Genomic DNA, 21,809 nt, shown 5'->3' on the forward strand with positions numbered 1-21,809 from the left:
TGTTGTTCAGGCAGCTTCCGTATTTTCCATGTGAGCTGTTGTGATTGTTTTGGTCATCAGTTTTCCACTGAGGCGTAGAGTGTCCCGCCTCAAAATCTGACGCTTGATAATGGGGTAATCATTCATCAGTTTTTCGAATACAGGACGCGGTATCGCCAGAAGATGCGAAAACTGTAGGGAATGTATGGTGGCGGGCATTTTATTCCCATGCAGCAGACTTGCAGCGCCAATCAGATCCCCTGCCCCCAATGTCAGTTCCTTTCCATCAAGATGGAACTCCATCAAGCCGGCAACCTGAGCGTAGATTGTATTAATCTTCTGCCCTTCTTTCAGAAGGACTTCCCCCGGAGAGAGAAAATTCATTGAAACCTTGTCAGCAAGTTTGTGGAGTGCCATATCGGGCACACCGTTAAAAGCCTGAAAGGCCCGCAATCTCTGTTCAATGCCGCTCCGGAGGTTAAAGCGCAGAGGGGTATCAAGGCGCGCTTTATGGCGCTCGATGGATTTCTGGAGCTCGCGCAATAATTCGTCAGAAATCAGGTTTTCCTGAGCCAGCGTATTATATTCATCATCTTCAAACCGCAAGGCAACCTGACGGAGAAGTCTGCTCTCCAGTGCCTCAGAATAGCCGGAATAATGAAGCCTCAGAGCCTCAAGAGCATCATCAATGAGCTTTCCCTGCCTTCCCAGAATTTCAGACACGATTTCTGTAATACGCGTTCCCAGAATGGGTTCCATTCTTTTATGAACGAAGCGGATTAGCGACGTTGAGACAAGATGCGCAATGATGAGCATTTCAAAACGTTCCATCATGCAATACATCAGCGGCCGGTCTATATGAAAATGATGATGCAGGAACTGGGCAAGCTGAAAGCGCAGTGACGGGCTCAGGCGCTTTCTGCGAGCGCGGACATAGCCATAACGCCCTTCAAGTCTGGCCCCGTCAATCATGGCTTCTGCTGTCCGCAGCAAAGTCTCCATGACGCGCCTGCTGGAAAGGCCCTGCATACGAAAGAAATCAAGCAGAATGGAACGTTCCTGGTTGGCAATCGTAATCAGCGCCACAGTAACACGGTTGCGGTCGCTCAGTGCGGTTTCAAATTCATTCGCGGCTTTCTCTTTTTCAGCGCGGCGTTCGAGTTGCCCGATAACCCCGCTCGTCGTACGTTTAGGAAAACCGAGCTCTCTGGAAATTTCTTCCACTTTTTTGGCAACATGTCCAAGACCGATCCCGATGATCTGGTGACGCATGGCCTCATCAACCGGAGAAAGCTGATCCAGTTTCAAATATAACACGAGCCGTCGCAGACTCATGCCATTTACAAACAAGGTAAATAAAACAAATCCTGTCGCAACAATCCCGATAAAATGGGTGATTGAACTATTGATATTGGGGTTTTCGGTCACAGCCAAAGCCAGGGCCAGTGTAATAGCCCCCCTCAGCCCTCCCCAGACCATGGTTGTTTTAAAACGTGTCGGCACAGCAGGAGCAAGATGGGTCAGGCTCAACACAGGCAACAGGCCAAAAATAACCGCTGCACGTGCTACCAGGGCAGCCACGGTGACAATCAATATTAAAACAAAGTCCCATCTGGTCAGGCCGAACATCAGTTTTGGGACCAACATGGTGGCAAGAATAAAGACGAGAGAACTTGCCCAGAAAACAAGCTGTTCCCAAAGGCTTTTTATAAAAGCCCAGACCTGCGGTCTGAAGGTGGACGGCCCATAGGCCGAAATCGTCAAACCGGCAGAAGCTGTCGCCACCACTCCTGAAAAGCCGAACATATCATCACATAAGATATAAACGGCATAAGGAAGGACAATGGTTAAAGTCGCTTCAGCCGCTGGGAAGCCACTCATGGCAGAAATCAGCAATAAGGTCAGACGTGCAACGGCGACACCGACGATAATAGCCCCTATGAATTCACTCAGAAAATCGAGAATGGCTTCTTCAAAATGAATTTGATGGTGCGCTGTAAGAGACGTCAGAAGGATGGAGAAGATCGCAATGGCCGCAGCATCATTGAGCAACGCCTCCCCTTCCACAAGGCGGTTCAGGCGCGCAGCAGCCCCAATTTCCCGGAAAATACCGGCCACAGCAGAAGGATCCGTCGTAGCGACGATGGCGCCAAGAAGCAGACAGACTGTTATGGACTGCCCTGCAAAGGGATATAGTGCAAACCCGATCGTAGCGGTTGAAACCACGACAGCAACCACGGCGAGTAAAAGCACGGTCGCTGTTTCATGGGCAAGGCTGCGCACATCAATATTCATCGCTCCCTGAAAGACAAGAAGCGGCAGGAAGATCAGTAGAAAGGCCTCGCTATTGATCGGGAAAGAAATAAATGTCTCAGCGGCACCTTCAAAAAGGTCGAAACCGAGGGAATTAACGATGATGGAAGAGACCGTTCCAAGGATAATGCCAATAATAGCAATCAGAACCGTATCAGGTATATGCAATTTTTTGGCAATAGGCTGGATAAGACTAGCCAGAAAAAGCAGGAAAGCGAGCGTTAAAATGATAGCTGCCAATCCTGTTTCCATTATGCGTTCTCTTTTAATAAGTAGTTACGATACGGGTCTCGAGCTCTTATAACATAATCTTTCATTTAAAATGGGTTAGAAAAAATTATCTTTATGTTATTTTTCCAGATGGTGGCGTAGAAATTCTATTGGGTGTTGCAATTTAGTCCCTTCCACTCTTTTTACCTGGCAACGGCAGGAAAAACCTGTTGCAAGCGTGTGTTCTGTCACAAGCTTCTCCCAGTTCATATGAAAGAGCTTTTTAGACAGAGGAACATTTTGTTTTTCATGGCCAAATAACCCGGCCATACCACAGCACCCTGTTTGCTTCACGGTTAATTTTAAACCAAAAAATGCAAAAATACTCTGCCATTGCCCTCCAGTTTCCGGGGTTAAAGCCTGAGCGGTACAATGCGGTATAAGCGTTTTTTCTATAAGGATAGGGTCCTTATCTAAAATTGAGAACTGGTTTTCTTTCAAACTGAGTGAAAGAAAAGATTCCAGGCTTTGGACAGAACTCTGATAATGAGGGGCAAGCTCCTTATATTCTTTCTGAAACATAAGACCCGTTGCGGCATCCAGGAAAAGAACGGGAATTTTACGCTCTTCAAAAGGACGTAAATTTCTGATCATTTTCCTGGCAGCATGAGCAAAAAGCTTTCTGAACCCAAGAACGTGACACGCTTTTCCATTATTCCAGACAGGAGAGACTTTAACGTCATAGCCTAATCTCTTCAGGACAAAATAGGCATCTTCCACCAGTTTTCCCTCAAAGCTGCTTGTATAACTGTCCTGTAAAAGCAGCACTTTCCTGTCAGCCCCATTTTGCAGCCAATCATCTGTTGCGTAACAGGAAAGCGGCAGAGTAACAGGGGAAAAAACAGGAAGATCAACCAGTCCGATTAAACGCAGAACAGACTTGATAGCCTTATGGCTTAAAATTCTGTTCACCAAAGCAGGATATAAGCGCCCTACCCTGAGGAAATTTTCCAGACAGGCAATGGTGTAATCTTTTAATGGTCGGATATGGAAACGGTAAAATTTCTGGAAAAACAGAGACCGTAAATAAGGTATATCAATTTTAATCGGACATTGTGAGGCGCAGGCCTTACACGCAAGACAGAGAGACAAAGAGTGTTTCAGCGTTTTTTCAACAGAACTTAATTGTTGTTTTTCAACTTCATGTTTCTCAGGCAGAGACTTCAGACGCAGCCACTCTTTCAGAAGAGCTGTCCTCCCTTTGGGAGAATATAGCCGATTTTTTGTCGCTTTATAGGAAGGGCACATGACAGAAGACGGCTCCTGGTTAAAACAGGCTCCATTTCCATTGCATTGCATGGCCTTATTAAAGGTCAGACGCCATGAAGGTCTGATTTCTTCCTCAAATGACCCGCGGAAAGGCATTTCATCAATTTTCGTGACCTTATGGTCTTTCAGAGGTACCAGTTTTCCGCGGTTGAATAGGTCATCAGGATCAAAGGCGGCTTTGATGCGGCAAAGTTCCGGAAATAATACATCACCGAAGAAAACAGGCAGAAACTCCCCCCTGACCCCGCGCCCATGTTCCCCCCATAAAACCCCTCCGTATTTTTTGGTCAGAGCAACCAGTTTTTCCGTAATGGGTCTTATTAAGGCACGGTCCGAGGCTGATTTCATATTCATGAAAGGGCGGACATGCAGGCAGCCCACATCAGCGTGACCAAACATCCCGTAATTCAGGTGGTAATGATCCAGAATAGACCGGAATTCCTTAACATAATCAGGTAGAACATCCGGTGGGACAGCCGTATCTTCAATAAAGGGGATGGCCTGTTTTTCCCCTACAGGGCGCCCTAATAACCCAACCGCTGAAGCACGAAGGGACCAGAGCTGCTCAATAATGCTTTCATCTTCCACCAGACGGAAATCAATAATATCAGGCTCTTCCCGGCAGAGCTCTTCGACTTTTTCCATCCCACGGTGAAGCTCGGCAAGATCATCACCAACGAATTCAACAAAATTCAGTCCATTGACAGGCTCAGAGGATGGACCGCCCAGAACAGGTTCTATAAGCTGCCATGAACGATCATCACGAGCCGTGTTCAGAACGCGGTCATCAAGGATTTCAATAGCAAGCGGATCTGCCGTTAAAAGCGTGTTAATATGGGCCAGAGCGGATTCAAACTGGCGATAACGGATCACGACCAGCCGCTTGAAACGCGGGATTTTCCTGACCCGTAATGTAATTTCCTGCGTAAATCCCAATGTCCCTTCAGAACCGGAGAAAAGGCGCATGGGATTAAATGAGCCATCACTCATAAGAACGCGCTGCAGGTTATACCCCGTCAGGCCACGATTCATTTTAGGAAAAACCGCTTCAATTTCAGCAGCATGTTCCTTAATGACGCGTATGATCTCCCGGCATGCGCGCCCGGCTATGCTTTGTTCGTTCTGGAGTGATGCTGTTTCGTCCTGATTAAAAATTCTGGCTTCAAAAATTTCCCCATTTGAGAGGATAATTTTCATGGCTTCCAGATAATCCGACGTTTTTCCATAAAGGCGCGATCCTTTACCGGAAGCGTCCGTTCCCACCATTCCGCCAATGGTTGCCCTATTCGCCGTAGAAACAGTCGGAGGAAAGAAATAGCCATGAGGCTTTAGAAAAGCGTTCAGCCGCGTCAGGATTACACCAGGTTGAACGGTAACAGTTTCACGTGCAGCGTCAAATGCTATGATGTTATCGAGATAACGCGATACATCAACCACAATATAGGCCGTTAAGGACTGCGCATTCGTCCCCGTTCCACCTCCCCTTGGTGTTATGGGTAACTGTAACTCGGAAGCCAGTCTGACAATAAGGGTAAGGTCATCGCCTGTTTTGGGATAGAGAACAGCTTGTGGCTGAAGCTGGTAGACAGAGTTGTCCGTTGCTGCGATTAAACGCTCGGCATAATCGGCGCTATAGTCCCCTTGAAAACCGGAGCTCGCCAGTTTTTCAAAAAAACGGGACAGTTTTTCTCGCACTTGCTTACTCCGTTACCACTTAACTCGTTAAGAGAGTGGAACAAAATAACAAAGAGTTCAATCTTTTGTTTTTCAGGATTCCTGTTTCGGAAGAGTGATTAAAAAATCAGCCTGTTCCCCGGACTGGGAAGCAGGCTGATCATTTTTTTCAAGGGAAGTGATTTAAAGTTCGGATTTATATTTAGCGATGGCCTCTTTTGCGCAGGCTTCGTCAATATGGCCATCAGGCACGCCGGAAACACCAATTGCCCCAATCGTGTGTTTGGCATCATCCTGAAGCAACACACCGCCTGGCAGAGGAAGCATCTGGGCAATTGTTGTCATTGAACCATCAGCGGGGCCCGTGATTTTGGCGTCAATCAACTCACTGGTCGTCTGTTTATTGTTGCTGGTGCCCCATGAATAAACAGTATAGGCCTTGCGGAATGAGACAGGGTCAGTGTCCATAGGAGCACCATCTCCACGCAAAAAGGCAATGCGCTGGCCTGAGGCGTTAATCACGGATGAAGAAACAGGAAACCCTCTTTTAGCGCAGTTTTTTACAGCATCCGCCACCAGTTTTGTTGCGACTTTAGAGCTGATTGTCGGCACCATAACGACACCAGATGCCGCATAGGCAGACCCCAGAGAAGCTGCTGATAAAAGTAAAGACAATGCAATTTTTTTCATATCATATGATTCCTTATTTTATAGGAACATAATAGAATTTATTTTCCTAAAATGACCAAACACATCATTGTGAAAAAATATAATTAAAATTTCACATTATCGTATAAAGAACATTTTGATATTTATTTTATATATAAGAAATAAATATCAAATATTATGGTGCAGTCTATTTAAATAGACTGCACCATATAAACTTACGCTGTTATTGAAGGCTATAGGCTATGACATAATCACCACGATTTTTATTCGTGCCTGTCCGTGTTCCGCCACCAGCAACAACAATGATATATTGTTTACCGTCAGCCCCTACGTAACTGACCGGTGATCCCTGCGCTCCAACAGGGAGGCGTGAGCGCCAGATGACTTTTCCTGTCTGATTATCAAAAGCACGCAGATAATAATCAAGGGATCCTTCAAAAAACGTCAAGCCTCCTCCCGTAACGAGCGGGCCGCCCATAGTTGGCATACCAACGGGAACTTCAAGATTGGGATGCAATCCTTTTTTGAAGATTCCGTACATTGTCGCATCCTTGATGCTTCCAATGGGAACACTCCAGAGCTTTTTATGTGAGTTAATATCAATCGCCGTCAAAGACCCATAAGGAGGTTTGAAGCAAGGCGCCCCCAAAGGAGACAGGAACATGCGGCGGGCAACACCCCACGGCGTTCCAGTCTGGGTGGAATATTCTCCTTCTGTGCTTGGAGCCAGCCCTGCATGAGCCGCGTCTTCCTGTTTCAGGAAACGTCCAACCATGGCCATACGGATATCATTGACGTAAAGAATTCCTTTTGTGGGGTCAAAAGCGCCTCCGCCCCAGTTTTGCCCACCATAATATCCTGGCCAGATAAGCGTGTCTTTTTTATCTGAAAGGGGTGTCCATGGCCCTTCCCAACGGAGATTATCAAATGTGGCCCGGCAATAAAGCTGATCGAAGATTGTTGCCCCCCACATATCTTTACTTTTTAAAGGCGTGGTCCCCACTGAAATGGCTGAGAATGGCTGGTGATCTGCAACCTGCATGCCCGGCATGACATCCGTCGGGACGGGACGATTTTCAACAGGAACAACAGGTTCACCTGTACGGCGATCAAGCACAAAAACCTCACCGCGTTTTGTGCCCTGGATCAGGACAGGTCGTTTTGTGCCATCCTGTTGGGGCATATCATAAAGGATCGGCTGTGAGCTAACGTCATAGTCAAACTGGTCGATATTGGCTGTGCGAAAATGCCAGCGTTCTTTCCCGGTTTTAAGATCAACCGCAACAATGGAATCATTATATTCATTGGAATAAGGGTGCCGGTTTCCGGTCCAGAAATCAGGTGTCTGATTACCTGTCGGAAAATAAGCCAAACCCAGTTTGGGATCATAGGCAGCTGTTCCCCAGAAATTGGGAGATTCCGGAGCATAATGTTCACCCGGAGGCAGTGGCGTGCTGTCAGACGCTCCGCGAGAAGGATCCCACGCCCAGATCAATTTGCCGGAACGGGCATCATAACCGCGAACAACCCCCGATGGTTCCCCGACAGATAAATTATCATTCATCTTGCCGCCAACCATAATGATACCGTCAGCAACAAGGGGAGCTGACGTAACGTAATAAGACCCTTCTTCCGGGGCGGAATTAAGGCCTTCTTTAAGATCTATAAAGCCGTTATTACCAAAATCATTGCAAAGCTGGCCATTATCAGCATTCAGCTCAAAAAGCCTGCCATCAATCGTTGTGCTGACAATACGCTTCTGGTCGCAGAGTGAATTGGTATTTTCTGCCTGCACAGGCTGCGTATCAGCCGTTTTTACCGTGGAAAGATCCGTAAAACTGATACCGCGGCAGCGCTTCCAGCTCTGGTTACTTTCAGTGATTTTCACATGTGGGTCATAACGCCATTTTTCCTTGCCACTTACGGGGTCAAGGGCAATAACTTTGTTAAGAGGTGTGCAAATATAAAGAGAATTATTTACCTTGATAGGATTAAGCTGATATTCGGCACCATCGATCGCCATATCGCCTGTACGATAAGTCCAGGCAACTTTAAGCTTATTAATATTCTGGCGATTAATCTGCGTAAATTGAGCGTATTTTGTTCCACTTAATGAGCGCCCCCATGCCGGCCAGTCTTTCCCGGCCTCTTTTCCTGCCTGAGGATCTAAAATTTTTGCCTCTTCACCCGTTGAGGCAATCTCTGCATGCGGCTGGAAGACCTCGTAAAGAGAACCTCCGAAAATAACCGCGAAGAAAGCAACTAATCCCGCTGCGATTTTTCCTTTAAGAGCGGGTTTCCCGTTCCGTTTCTTCAACCATGGAGCGATAATGCAGGCACCAAGCGCTACTGCGAGGAAGACGTTAATGCGTGGGAAAATGGTCCAGAAATGATTTCCGCCTTCCAGAAAAGCCCAGGCAACACTGACGATAAAAAGAACGATCGCTAACGGTAAAGTCCATCCTTTTCGCAGCGCTGCCCCAATTCCGACAGCAGTTAAAAGTACCCCCAGAATGAGATAGGCAACTGTGTCACCATGAGTGATGATATATAAACCACCTCCCATAAGACCTAGTCCCGCAATCATAATGACAACGCCTATGGCACTGATAACAGTAAGAAAGATCTTGTTGTTTTGCATATAAATTCCTTTTAGAAATTACAAGGAATTTAAAAACAAAATTAAAACACTGAAAAATAACGTGTAAGTGTATCACGAAACATTTATCAGAATATAAAATATATTTTATATAAATATAATATGCAGATTATTTAATAATACGTAATTAATTCAAGAAGGATTATTATATACATAATAGACAATAATCCTTCTTTTGCCAGTTATACGATATGAAACCTATTCCACAGTAACTGATTTTGCCAGATTACGTGGTTGGTCAACATCTGTACCTTTGAGAAGGGCAACTTCATAAGCTAGATATTGCACGGGCACAGCATAAAGAATAGGGGCGACAAATGCATCCACATTGGGAAGGACGACCATTTCATCAGCAATGCTTTCCAGCATGGCAGCCCCTGCTTCATCCGTAAAGGCCAGGATCCGTCCCCCTCTTGCTTTTGCCTCCTGCAGGTTGGAAACCATTTTATCAAATAAAATCGTAGAAGGAGCAATCGCAACAACAGGGACTGTATGATCAATCAGACTGATAGGACCGTGCTTTAACTCACCAGCGGGATAGGCTTCAGCATGGATATAGGTGATTTCTTTCAGCTTGAGCGCGCCTTCCTGTGCTATGGGCATACAGCTGCCCCTGCCCAGATAAAGGACGTCCCGTGCCTGAGCAATATGGCGGGCCATCGCCTTGATCGGTTCGATATTACCCAGAACCTCTACAACTTTGGAAGGCAGATCAAGAAGCTGGCTGGTATAATACTGTTCCTGCTTTTCAGTTATGGCACCACGGAGACGGGCAAATTCCAGCGTCATGGCTGCAATGACTGATAATTGTGCTGTAAACGCCTTTGTAGACGCAACCGAAATTTCCGGCCCTGCATCCATTCCCAGGACCACATCACTTTCGCGTCCCATTGTCGATTGTTCAACATTGAGGATCGAGACAATATGCTGTTTCTGAGCTTTAAGCGAGCGGAGCACGCCTAATGTATCAGCTGTCTCACCAGACTGGGAGATCAGCAAAGCCATTCCCTGGTCAGGTTGTGGCACTTCGCGGTAACGGAGCTCCGAGGCGACATCGCTATTAACGGGCAACCGGGCGATGGATTCAAGCCAGTAACGCCCGACAAGACCCGCATAATAGGCCGATCCGCACGCCGTGATCGTAATTCTCGGAAGCTGAGCCGGATTAAAGGGCAACGGTGGGAGAACGATATGCCGCGTTGCGGGATCAGTGATCCGCTTGAGTGTCTGACCAATAGCAACAGGATGTTCATGGAGCTCTTTTTCCATGAAATGACCGAAACCGTCTTTCCCGATCACACCAGATGAAAGGGCCGCAGTCTGAATGGGACGATCGACTTTCTTCCCGTCATAATCAAAAATTTCGACTGTTTCCCGCGTAAGAACGCACCAGTCTCCATCATCGAGATAGGTAATTCTGCGTGATAAGGGAGCCAGGGCCAGACTATCAGAACCAAGGAACATTTCCCCGACCCCGTGCCCGACTGCCAGAGGGGCCCCATGCCGCGCTCCAATCAGCAGATCATTATGATCTTCAAAGATCATGGCAAGGGCATAAGCGCCTTCCAGTCTTTTCAGCGTCTGAAAGGCCGCCTTACGTGGGTCATGACATTCGGAAAGATAAAGATCGAGAAGATGCGCGATCACTTCAGAGTCGGTCTCGGTAGAAAAATGGCGCCCTTTTTCCACCAGTTCTTTCTTTAGGGCTGCAAAATTCTCGATGATCCCATTATGGACAATCGCGACCTTTCCCGCTTTATGGGGATGGGCGTTATTCGTTGTCGGAGAGCCATGCGTAGCCCACCTTGTATGACCAATCGCAAGCGTTCCCTCAAGAGGCGTTTCTACAAGCGCTTTTTCCAGATTATCCAGCTTTCCGGCGGCACGGCAACGCATAATCTGACCCGAAGAGGAAATGGTCGCAATCCCTGCGGAATCATAACCCCTATATTCAAGACGCCTCAATGCCTCAAAAACCAGAGGGGTTGCCTGACGATGTCCGATAACGCCGCAAATACCACACATATCAGTCCTGTTCCTTCCTGGTTTTCAGAGCTTGTTTATAAGCCAATCCCTGGCCTTTTAATATAATCTGACGGGATCGTCCAAACGCCATAGCCTCAGCGGGTACATTTTTTGTCAGGACGCTTCCAGCGGCGGTGAGACTGTCAGCACCGATCGTGATAGGTGCGACAAGAATTGTGTTGGACCCTATAAAGGCATTTGCCCCGATGGATGTTCTATGTTTGAAAAACCCATCATAATTACAGGTAATAGAGCCTGCCCCTATATTGGTTTTCTCGCCAATATCACAATCCCCCAAATAGGAAAGATGGTTTGCTTTGCTCTCTTTGCCAAGGGTTGTGTTTTTTAATTCGACAAAATTCCCAACATGACTGTTTTCCGCGCATATCGTCCCGGGGCGCAGGCGGGCATAGGGGCCAATCACAGCATTTTTTTCAACGACACAGCCTTCAAGATGAGAAAAGGCACGAATAGACGCTCCCTCTTTTATGGTAACACCAGGACCGATGAAAACATGTGGTTCAATGATCACATCCTGCTCAATCTCTGTATCAGCACTCAGATAAACACTGGACGGGTCCTGTAGGGTTACGCCTTGCTCCATAGCTCTCTGGCGATAACGGTCCTGAAGAATGCGCTCTGCCTGAGCCAGTTCAGAACGGGAATTGATACCAACCAGCTCTTCCGGTGCCGCTTCAAGGCAGACAACCTCCCCCTCTTGCGCTGCTAACGCGACAATATCTGTCAGATAAAGCTCATTCTGCGCATTATCAGGGGTCAATTTTTTGAGCCATGTTTTCAGAGAAGACGCTTTGGCACAAAGCATGCCTGCATTACAGAGGGTAATTGCACGTTCTTCTTCCGTCGCATCTTTATATTCGACAATGCGATCAATGGTTCCCGAACTATTTCTGATTAAACGGCCATAATGTGAAGGGTCATCCAGTTTCATGCCCATAATGGCCAAGGGAGCCTCATGATGGCGCCGTAATTCCACCAGTGATGTGAGCGTTTCCTGCGTTACGAGGGGATTATCAGCATAAAGGATAAGGACGTCGCCCTCATCTTTTATAAATTCCGAAGCAATCAAGGCAGCGTGCCCTGTACCATTGCGCTCTGTCTGAATCACGGATTTAAAAGGCTGAACCTCTTCTGCCAATTCCGACATATCAGGCCCTATGACAACGAGAATATCATTGGTCAAAGGGCGAACCGTATCGATCAGATGAGTGATAAGAGGCCGTCCCGCCAGAAGCTGCATCGCCTTGGGACGACGTGACTTCATACGTGTGCCTTTACCAGCGGCTAGAATAACAGTCGTTAAAGAATGTATCATAGACTTAATCTTCAGGATATGTGACCGAAATACCGGATTAAAGAGGGGCCGTTTTTATCGGGCTGGAGAAGCGGTCTTATTTTTGTCAGGGAGTTCCATCTCAGCCGTTGCAGGTTCAGACTGCATGACCATTTCAACATCTCCAACTTTTGGGTGATGAAACTGTATCTTTACAGGCACAATTCCATAATCCTTGAGTGTCAAAAACCAGGCCTTCCCTGCCTGAGGTGTGCTTAAGAGTTGTTTATGATGTGAGTGCACAGGAAATCCTGCGATCTGATATCCTATAAAATCGCACCGTTTTGCATCCTGACCCGAATAGGATGAATCATGTGTTTCAGGGATTTTATCATTTATCGGACCATGAGCCTCAATATGTGTCAGGCGCAATCCATCATAAAGGGTGCCTGAAAGATCACATTTGCCCGTAGCGGCCAGACTTTGGAACAAGGTTGCCAGACCACTGAGAATATCCATGGAGGTTTTCAACTTATCCTCCGGCAAAGGATCACGTTCTTTATCCTTTGGAGTCAGCAAGGTAAGATGAGGGCCATCCTGATCGAATTTTATGTGGGCGTGGCGTTGTTTTTTACGCGACAAACCCGTTGCGTCATATTCAAGAGGCACTGTTTTGCCGTCTTCAAACCGACCCATCGTTTCAACATGGATATTAAGTTTTAAAAACCAGTTTGCCAGACCAATGGTATAAAGCCTCGCTTTGCCACCATAGCCCCAGGGGCGGAGCACATAAGCGCCTTCAGCGTCCATGACATGAAGACCATGAACAAAGATCGCATAATGTAGTGTGACCGCACTATCTTTGGTTTTGGCAAATGACGCATCAGGGACAGCAGGAGCGGCACCAGCGACCGACGGCGATGGTGCCGCAGATTGCGCAAAGGAAACATTCCAGCTTCCTGCCAATAAAACAGCCGATACCCCAAGCCTTAAAACCAGCCTGTGGATATAAGGCACTTTACACGTCAAGATTAGCGACCTTTAAGGCATTATCAACAATAAATTCCCGCCGCGGTTCAACCACGTCACCCATTAATGTTGAGAAAACCTGCCCGGCTTCTTCAATATCACCGATTTTTACCTGAAGGAGCGTTCTGGTCGCAGGATCAAGTGTTGTATGCCAGAGCTGCTCGTCGTTCATTTCCCCCAGACCTTTAAAGCGGTTGAAGGTCAAGCCGCGACGCCCTTGTGCCAGAACCTGTGTAATCAGGTCACCCGGGCCTGCAACCTGTGTTTCTTTTTCGTCCATGACGAGTTTTGCGGGGTTTTCAAAAATCTCTGCCAGGTAAGCACCTTGTGCTGCCAGGCGTCTGGCTTCACCAGAGCGAAGAAGTGTATTTTCGAAGGTATAAATTTCATTCACACCACGAACAGAGCGGGCGCAAGTCAGGCCATGATCGTCTGTTGTTACCTTCCAGCCACGTTCTGTTGCGGCAGAATGATCATCAAGACGCTTCTGGAACTCTGTAAGGTTTTCCTCTCTTCGAGCCAGGTCCGAAGTCAGAACACCGGCATTAGCTGCCTGCTCAACCACCCAGAGCGGAATGCGCGATGAGAGAGCGTGAAGGTCACGGGAAATAACTGAAAGACGTTTCACTTCGTCTAGCAAAGCACTCCCACTAAAACTCTGTCCTGTGCAGAATTCCAAGGTCCCTTTAGCAAGGGCTTTATCAAAAAGATAATCCTCCAGCGCCGCATCATCCTTGAGATAATGCTCCTCCTGCCCTCTTTTGGCTCTGTAGAGGGGCGGCTGGGCAATATAGAGATAGCCCTGTTCGATCAATTCAGGCATTTGCCTGAAGAAGAATGTCAGCAACAAGGTCCTGATATGTGAGCCATCCACATCGGCATCAGTCATGATGACGATTTTATGATAGCGCAATTTCTCTGCAGAAAATCCACCTTGATCGACTTCACCACGACCGATACCCGTTCCCAGTGCTGTGATCAGCGTGCCAATTTCAGCAGAGCTGAGCATACGGTCAAAGCGGGCGCGCTCAACATTGAGAATTTTTCCACGTAGCGGAAGAATAGCCTGAAAGCGTCTGTCACGCCCCTGTTTGGCTGTGCCACCCGCGGAATCACCCTCCACAATGAAGATCTCAGCTTTTGAGGCATCACGTTCCTGACAATCGGCCAGCTTTCCTGGCAAAGAGGAAACGTCCAGTACCCCTTTACGGCGCGTTAATTCACGCGCCTTGCGAGCCGCCTCTCTCGCACTGGCAGCATCAACCACCTTGGAAATAATATTGCGGGCTTCTTTGGGGTGTGTCTCGAGCCAATGGCTGATGACATCTGCCACAATGGAATGAACAACGGGCTGGACCTCTGATGAGACAAGCTTGTCTTTAGTCTGGGAAGAAAATTTGGGATCAGGAACCTTAACGGAAAGAACCGCCGTCATCCCCTCGCGCATATCTTCACCTGTCAGAGATGATGCTTCTTTCTTGAAATTCTCTGAAGCATATTTCCCGATGGCTCTCGTTAGAGCCTGACGGAAACCCGCCAGATGTGTACCACCATCACGTTGCGGGATATTATTGGTAAAGCAAAGCATTGTCTCATGGAAACTGTCATTCCATGAAAGGGCGAACTCAACTTTGATGCCACTTGTTTCTTCTTCAACTTCACCTGTAATGGGAGGTGTGATCAGAGAATTTTTGGAATGATCAAGCCAGTCAACAAAGGCGCTCAATCCGCCTTCATAATGGAAGGTTATCTCTTTAGGCTCACTCCCCCGTTCATCACGGAGAATGATTTTCATACCGGAATTAAGGAAAGCAAGCTCTCTCACCCGGCGTTCAAGAATGGACAGCTCAAAAGTCGTTTTAGTGAAAGTTTCAGAACTTGGCTTGAAGGTGACTAAGGTGCCGCGTTCTTCGCTTGATTCTCCGATAACTTCCAGTGGGGCAACACGTTCACCATGCTGGAAGCGGATAAAATGTTCTTTACCCTGTCTCCAGATACGGACTTCCATCCATTCAGACAGGGCGTTGACAACGGCCGCTCCGACCCCGTGCAAACCGCCAGAAACTTTATAGGAATTCTGGTTGAACTTACCACCGGCATGCAGTTTGGTCAGCACAACCTCAGCCGCACTGATCCCCTCTTCTTCATGCAGATCTGTAGGGATACCGCGCCCGTTATCACGAACAGAGACCGAGCCATCTTCATTGAGTGTCAGAATGCAATATGTTGCAAAACCGGCCTGAGCTTCATCAACGGCGTTATCAATGATCTCAAAAACCATATGGTGAAGACCGGAACCATCGTCCGTATCACCAATATACATGCCCGGCCTTTTACGGACGGCATCCAGCCCTTTGAGAACAGATATAGAAGAGGCCCCATAATCTTCAGCGTTCTGAATGTTTGCTGGCTGGTTTTGAGTCTCTGTCATGCCTGCTGGTCGCTCCAAAAGATCGGTCTTGAAATTCCTTTTTAATATAAAGCTATTATGAATAATGTGCCAGAGCCTAAATCAGCCATTGACCATTCGTGAAAATTGCCTTTCCCGCTTTTCAGACAAGGCTGTTTTCAATGGCCCCATTCATAATGGTGAAAAAATCCGCTTTGTTTTTCAGAAATGAAAAATCTTCCGCTTCTGTCCCCGTGATGAAAACAGAGCTTCCTAAATCTGTGAGAGCCGATAATAAGGCCGTTCGTTTTTTTGAGTCCAGATGCATCAGAGGTTCATCGAGCAGAACAAAAGGCATGTCACCCCATGTTTGCGAAACCAGTATCGAGTGATGCAGGATAATGCCCAGTAACATAATTTTCTGCTGACCAGAGCTCGATAAAGAAGCCGGGCGATCTGTTAAACGATCTCTTAACGAAAAATCACTTTTATGCACTCCAAAAGACGTGCCCCCCTTCCGAACATCGCTCGAGCGGCTTTGCTTAAGTCTCTCTCTTAGCCAGTCTTCTACGTAAAGTGCAGGATGATTTTGCAGCAAATCAGCGATCTCACACTGGATTTTTATATGTGTTGCGGGAAATTCCTGATTGAAAGACGTAAGAGCATTCATTCTTTCAATAAAAAACAAACGTGTCGCCGTTGCGGCTACAGCGTGCCTGCTGATTGATTCCTCTATCGCCTCCAGCCAGAGGGGATCATAATCTGGATCAGATAAAAGACGGTTACGACTCATGACAGAGCGCTCATGAGCGGCCATCTGGGACGCATGATCAGGGTACAGAGCCATAACAAGGCGGTCAAAAAATCGCCGCCTGCCCGAAGCATTCTCAGTAAATAACCGGTCCATTTGTGGCGTGAGCCACACACACCGAAAGAGTGAAGCAATCACACTCTGATTTCTTGCCACCTCGCCATCAAGAAGAAAGAGCCTTTTCTTTACTTTTGGCGAAGAGGATTCAAAACGCGCAGGCACGCCTGTTGAGAGTAGAAAAGACTGCTCTTTGGATGAGATTTTGCCTGCAACGCCCCATTGCATAGCCTCATGGCGACATAGCTGCGTCAGAGGAGCATTTCTAAGCCCGCGCCCTGGAGCCAGAAGCGAGAGTGCTTCGAGTAAATTTGTTTTACCACTCCCATTTTCCCCTGTAAGAACAGCAATGGGAGCCTGTGGCTCCCATACGCAGCGTTCGTAATTACGAAAATCAGTCAGGGTAAGACGGTCAAGTCTCAACAGAAATCCTTACACACGGATCGGCATCAGCACGAAAAGAGCTGCCGGTTCCTGCGTGTCCTGTATCAGAGTTGGTGAGGCACTGTCAGCAAACAGGAAATCCGCTTCGGCATCAATCTGATCGGTAATATCGGTCAGGTAACGAGCCTGGAACCCGATTTCCAGAGGTTCGGATTCATAAGTGACGCTATTTTCGTCAAGCTCTTCCTGCGCCATTCCCTGATCCGGGCTTGTCGCCGATAAAATCAGATGATTTTGCCCTAAAGCGAGTTTAATAGGACGAGAGCGTTCCAGACTGATGGCCGCCACACGGCCGATCGCAACGCCAAGCGCCTGTTTGGAAATACGCAATTTACGTTTGTTATTACGGGGGATGACACGCTCATATTCAGGGAACGTGCCATCAACCAATTTGGACGTCAGCATGACAGAACCGATTTTGAACTGAATGCGTGTCTCAGACAAGGCGACCGCAACTTCAGCATCATTTTCATCCAGCAATTTGCGCAACTCTGCAACGGTCTTGCGGGGAATAATAATCCCCGGCATGTTTTTTGCGCCAGCTGGAAGTTCTGTATCAAATAAAGCCAGTCTGTGCCCGTCTGTTGCAACAGAACGTAAGGTTTTTTCCTTATCCTTCGTGCCGACATGAAGATAGATACCGTTAAGATAATATCTTGTTTCTTCTGTCGACATTGCAAATTTTGTACGGTCGATCAGAGAGCGTAAGGTCGGAACAGGGATGGTGAAATTATGGGGAAGTTCCCCTGCCACCATCGCAGGGAAATCATCAACAGGAAGAACGTTCAGTTCAGTAGCAAAACGCCCAGCCTTAAGACCTAAAGGGGCTTCAAGATCATTCTGCTCAAATTCTATTGCTTCAGAGCCTGCCAGTTTACGCACAATTTCATAGAGGACAGAGGCAGGAACCGTAACCGAGCCAGCTTCTCCACCAGGGGCACTGATTTCCTCGACAATGGCAATTTCCATATCCGTGCCGGTGAGCTTTAACGTCGTGCCATCATAATTCAAAAGAACATTGGCAAGAATGGGGACTGTATTGCGTTTTTCAGCAACACCATGGATGTGGGCAAGCGCACGTAGCAGAGGTGCCTGTTCAGCCTTAAATCTCATGTTTAATCCCATATCCTTACGTAAAAATAGTCCAGTTATGCTAACAGAATTTACTTGCGAAGAAAATGCCTTCAGCAATCAGGCATCAACTTTCAAGCATGCGTTTCAGAAGTTCCACGCTTTCGGCAAAAGAGGGATCCTGCTCCATCAGCTCTGCCACTCTGGCGACAGCATGCATGACGGTTGTATGATCCCGGTTGCCGAATTTACGACCAATTTCCGGCAGGCTTCGGCTGGTCAGATTTTTAGCCAGGTACATTGCGACCTGACGTGGACGGGCCACGGCCCGCGCGCGCCTTGCTGAGGACATGTCGGTTAATCTGATATTCCAGTGCTCTGCCACTTTGCGCTGTATTTCGTCGATTGTTACGCGACGCTCATGCGCCTTCAGCATATCTTTCAACACATCCTGGGTTGATTCCAGCGTCACGGGACGACCGACCAGATCAGCATGGGCAATAAGGCGATTTAAAGCCCCTTCAAGTTCACGCACATTGGAGGTGATCTTGTGGGCAAGATATTCCATGACTTTCGTCGGCACAGGCGTACCTGATGCTCTGGCTTTCGCCTCAAGGATGGAGAGACGCAACTCAAAGGTCGTGGCATGAATATCGGCAACCATGCCGCAGCCTAATCTGGTGCGAAGCCTGTCTTCCAATCCGGAAAGATCTGAAGGGCTTTTATCAGCACTGACAATGATCTGCCTGCCAGCATCCACAAGAGCATTGAACGTATGAAAAAACTCTTCCTGCGTATTATCCTTACCGATAAGGAATTGCAGGTCATCAATCATCAGAACATCGACAGAGCGCAACTGCTCTTTAAATTCCATGGTGGATTGAGAACGAATGGAGGCGATAAAACGGTACATGAATTTTTCTGCTGACATATAGGCAACAGAAACAGTGCCGGTTTTAATCAGCTCTGAGCCTATGGCATGCATCAGATGGGTTTTCCCCAACCCGACACCCCCATAAAGAAATAATGGATTAAATCCCGGGCTTGAGGGTTTTTCTGCAACACGGCGCGCACAGGCATAAGCAAATTCATTAGGCTTGCCCACCACGAAACTATCAAAGGTAAAGCGGGGATCAAGCGGCACGGCCAGATCGTTCCTGCTTTCCTGAACGTGCATAAGCGTTGAGTCTGAAGCTCCGTCCGGCAATGCTTCAAAAGCTGAATCCGCGTTATTGCCTTCTTTTTCTGCCTGGGAGGCGTCATCACTTACAGATGACGTTCCTTTTTTGACCTGAAGTTCAACACGTTGGACGATAGGAGTTTCATGCCGCCAAAGTGTTTGCAGCCTCTCTCCATATTGCTCCCGGACCCAGTCTCTCAAAAAGCGTGATGGCAGGTAAAGGATGATCTCATTTTCATCCAACGGGCCTAAAATAATCTGTTGAAGCCAGGTGCGATATTCCACTTCCCCAACTTCACTTTTAAGCCTATCCCGAACGCGAAGCCAGGCGGCCTCAAGAAGAGACTGTGCAGAAGAGGCCCCGACTTCCTGTAACTGAGTCTTTTCCACCTTCTGAATCTCCGCTTTCCAATTTCCACTGACGACAAACCAACAGCCGACTCCCAGATGCCGACTTCTCCATCGTCCTATATGATAAACTCTAACTCTATGAGTGTATGATTAATCTGTGGCTTTCCAAGACGCAAGCTATCCCTTCTCCATTTTTTAAAATAGTGTGGAGAAAGCAGGATAAAAAACGCCCCCATGGGAGGGGGCGCAGCAAGTCTCAAAAAGCAGGGAAAGCCTTGGTTAAAAAGCTTCCTGAAAAATCTTAGGCAGCAAGATTTTTCACGCGCAGTGAAAGGCGTGAAAGTTTGCGGCTGACTGTGTTCTTGGAGATCACACCCTTGCTGACTGCACGCTGCATTTCAGGCTGGGCAGCACGAAGCGCTTCAGTTGCAGCAGCTTTATCGCCAGCGAGAATAGCTTTTTCTACATTTTTGACGAAAGTACGCATGCGGGACAGTCGAGCCGTATTACGCATACGGCGGCGTACGTTCTGACGGATGCGCTTACGAGCCGAAGGGTTATTTGCCATGTGTCTTCCCGGTTCTTTCTACGAAAAATTGAGCTTTAATAATGCTTGCCCTCTACTCTGCAGGAAAGGATACGTCAAGTCTTTACGTGCATATTTTATGTTAATCTTTGTCTCTGGGGACAATAAAAACTCGCTCTCCCTGACTGTAAACTCCGCTTTATGCCTGTACATTCCGGGCTGCCAGGGCATGTCGGGCAACCGAGCCCTTCCCGTCCATAAACCTGGTGCAGATCCTGAAATCCTCCTTTTTGCCCGTCAGTTCTGACGTAGTCACGCAATGTTGAGCCACCCGCCTCGATAGCCTGCTTCAAAATGGCTGGTATAACGTCACATAAAGCGCTGATTTCAGAATAGGTCAGAGTTCCAATCTCTCTTTCGGGATGAATTGATGCCTGGAACAAAGCTTCGCAGACATAAATATTGCCCAGACCCGCTATGATTTTCTGATCCAGCAGAGCTGCTTTAACTGATACATGTCTATTTTTAAACTGCTCTTGAAGAGAGTGCGCCGATAAACCGGAAAGTGGTTCAACGCCAAGATGGGACAGGAGAGAACAATCGCTTTCCCTATCTGTCTCAAAAAGATCAACCAGACCGAATCGCCTGGGATCAATAAGGGATATTTTGGTCCCTTCATCGGTCATAAGACTGAAATGTTCGTGTTTGCGTAATTTTTCCGACAATGGAGGATAATCGATAAAAATACGTCCGCTCATACCGAGATGCAGCAATAATGTCAGATTATTATCAAAATCTGCGAGAATATATTTGGCGCGCCGCCGCAGTTTTATAACTCTATGACGCGTCAGGCGGCTTTTCAGACTGAGCGGAAACGGTTTTCTTAAATCGGGCCGGTTAATGGCAATATGTTCAACCCTGTGCCCCTCAAGCACTGGAATTAGACCTTGCATGATGGTCTCGACTTCAGGCAATTCTGGCATAATGAACTAGGATAAGCTAACGATGGTTTTATGACTGATAGTGATCATTTAAATTCCTTTTCTCATTCCGCCTCTTCACAGGAAGATATGACGGATTTCGGTTTTAAAAACGTCCCTCGCGAGGAAAAGAAACCTCTTGTAAGGCATGTTTTTGAAAGCGTTGCCGGCAAGTATGATATCATGAATGACGCAATGTCTCTTGGTATTCATCGCCTCTGGAAGCGGATTTTTATCACGGAACTGGCGCCAGCTCCCGATCTGAAGCTTCTCGACCTGGCAGGAGGAACGGGAGACATCACTTTCGGTTGGCTTAAACGCGGCGGGGGGTCGGCGATCCTGTCTGATATCAATGCTGCTATGCTTGAAGTGGGACGTGAACGTGCCATTAAGGAAGGTTTGATTGATAAAATTGAAATCAGAGAGGTGGATGCTGAGGCTCTTCCCTTCCCTGATGCCTCGATGGATCGCGTTTCGATGGCTTTTGGTCTGCGCAATTGCACAGATAAAAATGCGGTTCTGCGGGAAGTAAGACGTGTTTTGAAACCAGGCGGCCGTTTTTGCTGTCTTGAATTTTCCAAAGTGGCTGTAGCGGCTCTTTCCCCGATTTATGATCTCTGGTCCTTCCGTATCCTGCCACGAATGGGGCAGATGATTGCTGGTGATTCAGAAAGCTATCAATATCTGGCGGAAAGCATCCGGATGTTCCCCGATCAGGAAACATTAGCTTCAATGATGCGTGAAGCTGGGCTGGAACATGTAACCTACAGGAATTTATCGGGAGGGATTGTAGCCATTCACTCTGGCTGGCGCCTGTAA

General features: G+C 47.5%; 14 protein-coding genes. 1 reads left to right on the forward strand and 13 read right to left on the reverse strand.

The features are described from left to right. Positions 1–6: 6 nt before the first annotated feature. From ACSYSY_RS04375 to mutM, 13 genes are all read right to left on the reverse strand, one after another. Positions 7–2,544 carry a cation:proton antiporter gene (locus ACSYSY_RS04375; RefSeq protein WP_491708080.1) on the reverse strand — a complete coding sequence of 846 codons (2,538 nt, stop codon included), beginning with the start codon at positions 2,542–2,544 and terminating at the stop codon, positions 7–9. A gap of 96 nt (positions 2,545–2,640) precedes the next feature. Next, the gene (locus ACSYSY_RS04380) at positions 2,641–5,526 is read right to left on the reverse strand and encodes an FAD-binding and (Fe-S)-binding domain-containing protein (protein WP_491708081.1); all 2,886 of its coding nucleotides are present in this window, start codon (positions 5,524–5,526) and stop codon (positions 2,641–2,643) included. 162 nt (positions 5,527–5,688) lie between these two features. Continuing rightward, the gene (locus ACSYSY_RS04385; RefSeq protein ID WP_491708082.1) at positions 5,689–6,195 is read right to left on the reverse strand and encodes a GlcG/HbpS family heme-binding protein; all 507 of its coding nucleotides are present in this window, start codon (positions 6,193–6,195) and stop codon (positions 5,689–5,691) included. A gap of 202 nt (positions 6,196–6,397) precedes the next feature. Then, positions 6,398–8,815 carry a membrane-bound PQQ-dependent dehydrogenase, glucose/quinate/shikimate family gene (locus ACSYSY_RS04390; RefSeq protein ID WP_491708083.1) on the reverse strand — a complete coding sequence of 806 codons (2,418 nt, stop codon included), beginning with the start codon at positions 8,813–8,815 and terminating at the stop codon, positions 6,398–6,400. A 216-nt stretch (positions 8,816–9,031) separates the two neighbouring features. Further along, entirely contained in the window at positions 9,032–10,858 is a 1,827-nt protein-coding gene (gene glmS / locus ACSYSY_RS04395) for a glutamine--fructose-6-phosphate transaminase (isomerizing) (protein ID WP_491708084.1), read from the reverse strand. A 1-nt stretch (position 10,859) separates the two neighbouring features. After that, positions 10,860–12,194, reverse strand: coding sequence for a bifunctional UDP-N-acetylglucosamine diphosphorylase/glucosamine-1-phosphate N-acetyltransferase GlmU (glmU, locus tag ACSYSY_RS04400; protein ID WP_491708085.1), 1,335 nt, complete (start codon positions 12,192–12,194; stop codon positions 10,860–10,862). A 54-nt stretch (positions 12,195–12,248) separates the two neighbouring features. Then, positions 12,249–13,181 carry a DUF3108 domain-containing protein gene (locus ACSYSY_RS04405; protein ID WP_491708086.1) on the reverse strand — a complete coding sequence of 311 codons (933 nt, stop codon included), beginning with the start codon at positions 13,179–13,181 and terminating at the stop codon, positions 12,249–12,251. Next, positions 13,171–15,612, reverse strand: coding sequence for a DNA topoisomerase (ATP-hydrolyzing) subunit B (gene gyrB, locus ACSYSY_RS04410; protein WP_491708087.1), 2,442 nt, complete (start codon positions 15,610–15,612; stop codon positions 13,171–13,173). Before gyrB ends, ACSYSY_RS04405 begins: the two co-directional genes overlap by 11 nt. Positions 15,613–15,733: 121 nt before the next feature. Then, complete coding sequence (gene recF, locus ACSYSY_RS04415; RefSeq protein ID WP_491708088.1) at positions 15,734–16,861, reverse strand: DNA replication/repair protein RecF; 1,128 nt, start codon at positions 16,859–16,861, stop codon at positions 15,734–15,736. A 9-nt stretch (positions 16,862–16,870) separates the two neighbouring features. Continuing rightward, on the reverse strand, positions 16,871–17,995 hold the full coding sequence (dnaN, locus tag ACSYSY_RS04420; RefSeq protein WP_491708089.1) for a DNA polymerase III subunit beta: 1,125 nt from the start codon (positions 17,993–17,995) through the stop codon (positions 16,871–16,873). Positions 17,996–18,080: 85 nt separating this feature from the next. Further along, positions 18,081–19,523 (reverse strand): chromosomal replication initiator protein DnaA, encoded by a 1,443-nt coding sequence (gene dnaA, locus ACSYSY_RS04425; protein WP_491708090.1) that lies wholly within the window; start codon positions 19,521–19,523, stop codon positions 18,081–18,083. Positions 19,524–19,785: 262 nt separating this feature from the next. Then, positions 19,786–20,052, reverse strand: coding sequence for a 30S ribosomal protein S20 (gene rpsT / locus ACSYSY_RS04430; RefSeq protein WP_491708091.1), 267 nt, complete (start codon positions 20,050–20,052; stop codon positions 19,786–19,788). A 95-nt stretch (positions 20,053–20,147) separates the two neighbouring features. Continuing rightward, positions 20,148–20,993, reverse strand: a complete 846-nt coding sequence (gene mutM, locus ACSYSY_RS04435; RefSeq protein WP_491708092.1) for a bifunctional DNA-formamidopyrimidine glycosylase/DNA-(apurinic or apyrimidinic site) lyase — start codon at positions 20,991–20,993, stop codon at positions 20,148–20,150. A gap of 30 nt (positions 20,994–21,023) precedes the next feature. On the opposite strand from mutM, the gene ACSYSY_RS04440 reads away from it, so the two are divergent. Continuing rightward, positions 21,024–21,809 (forward strand): class I SAM-dependent methyltransferase, encoded by a 786-nt coding sequence (locus tag ACSYSY_RS04440; RefSeq protein WP_491708093.1) that lies wholly within the window; start codon positions 21,024–21,026, stop codon positions 21,807–21,809.

The sequence above is a fragment of the Aristophania sp. ESL1100 genome, assembly GCF_058511235.1.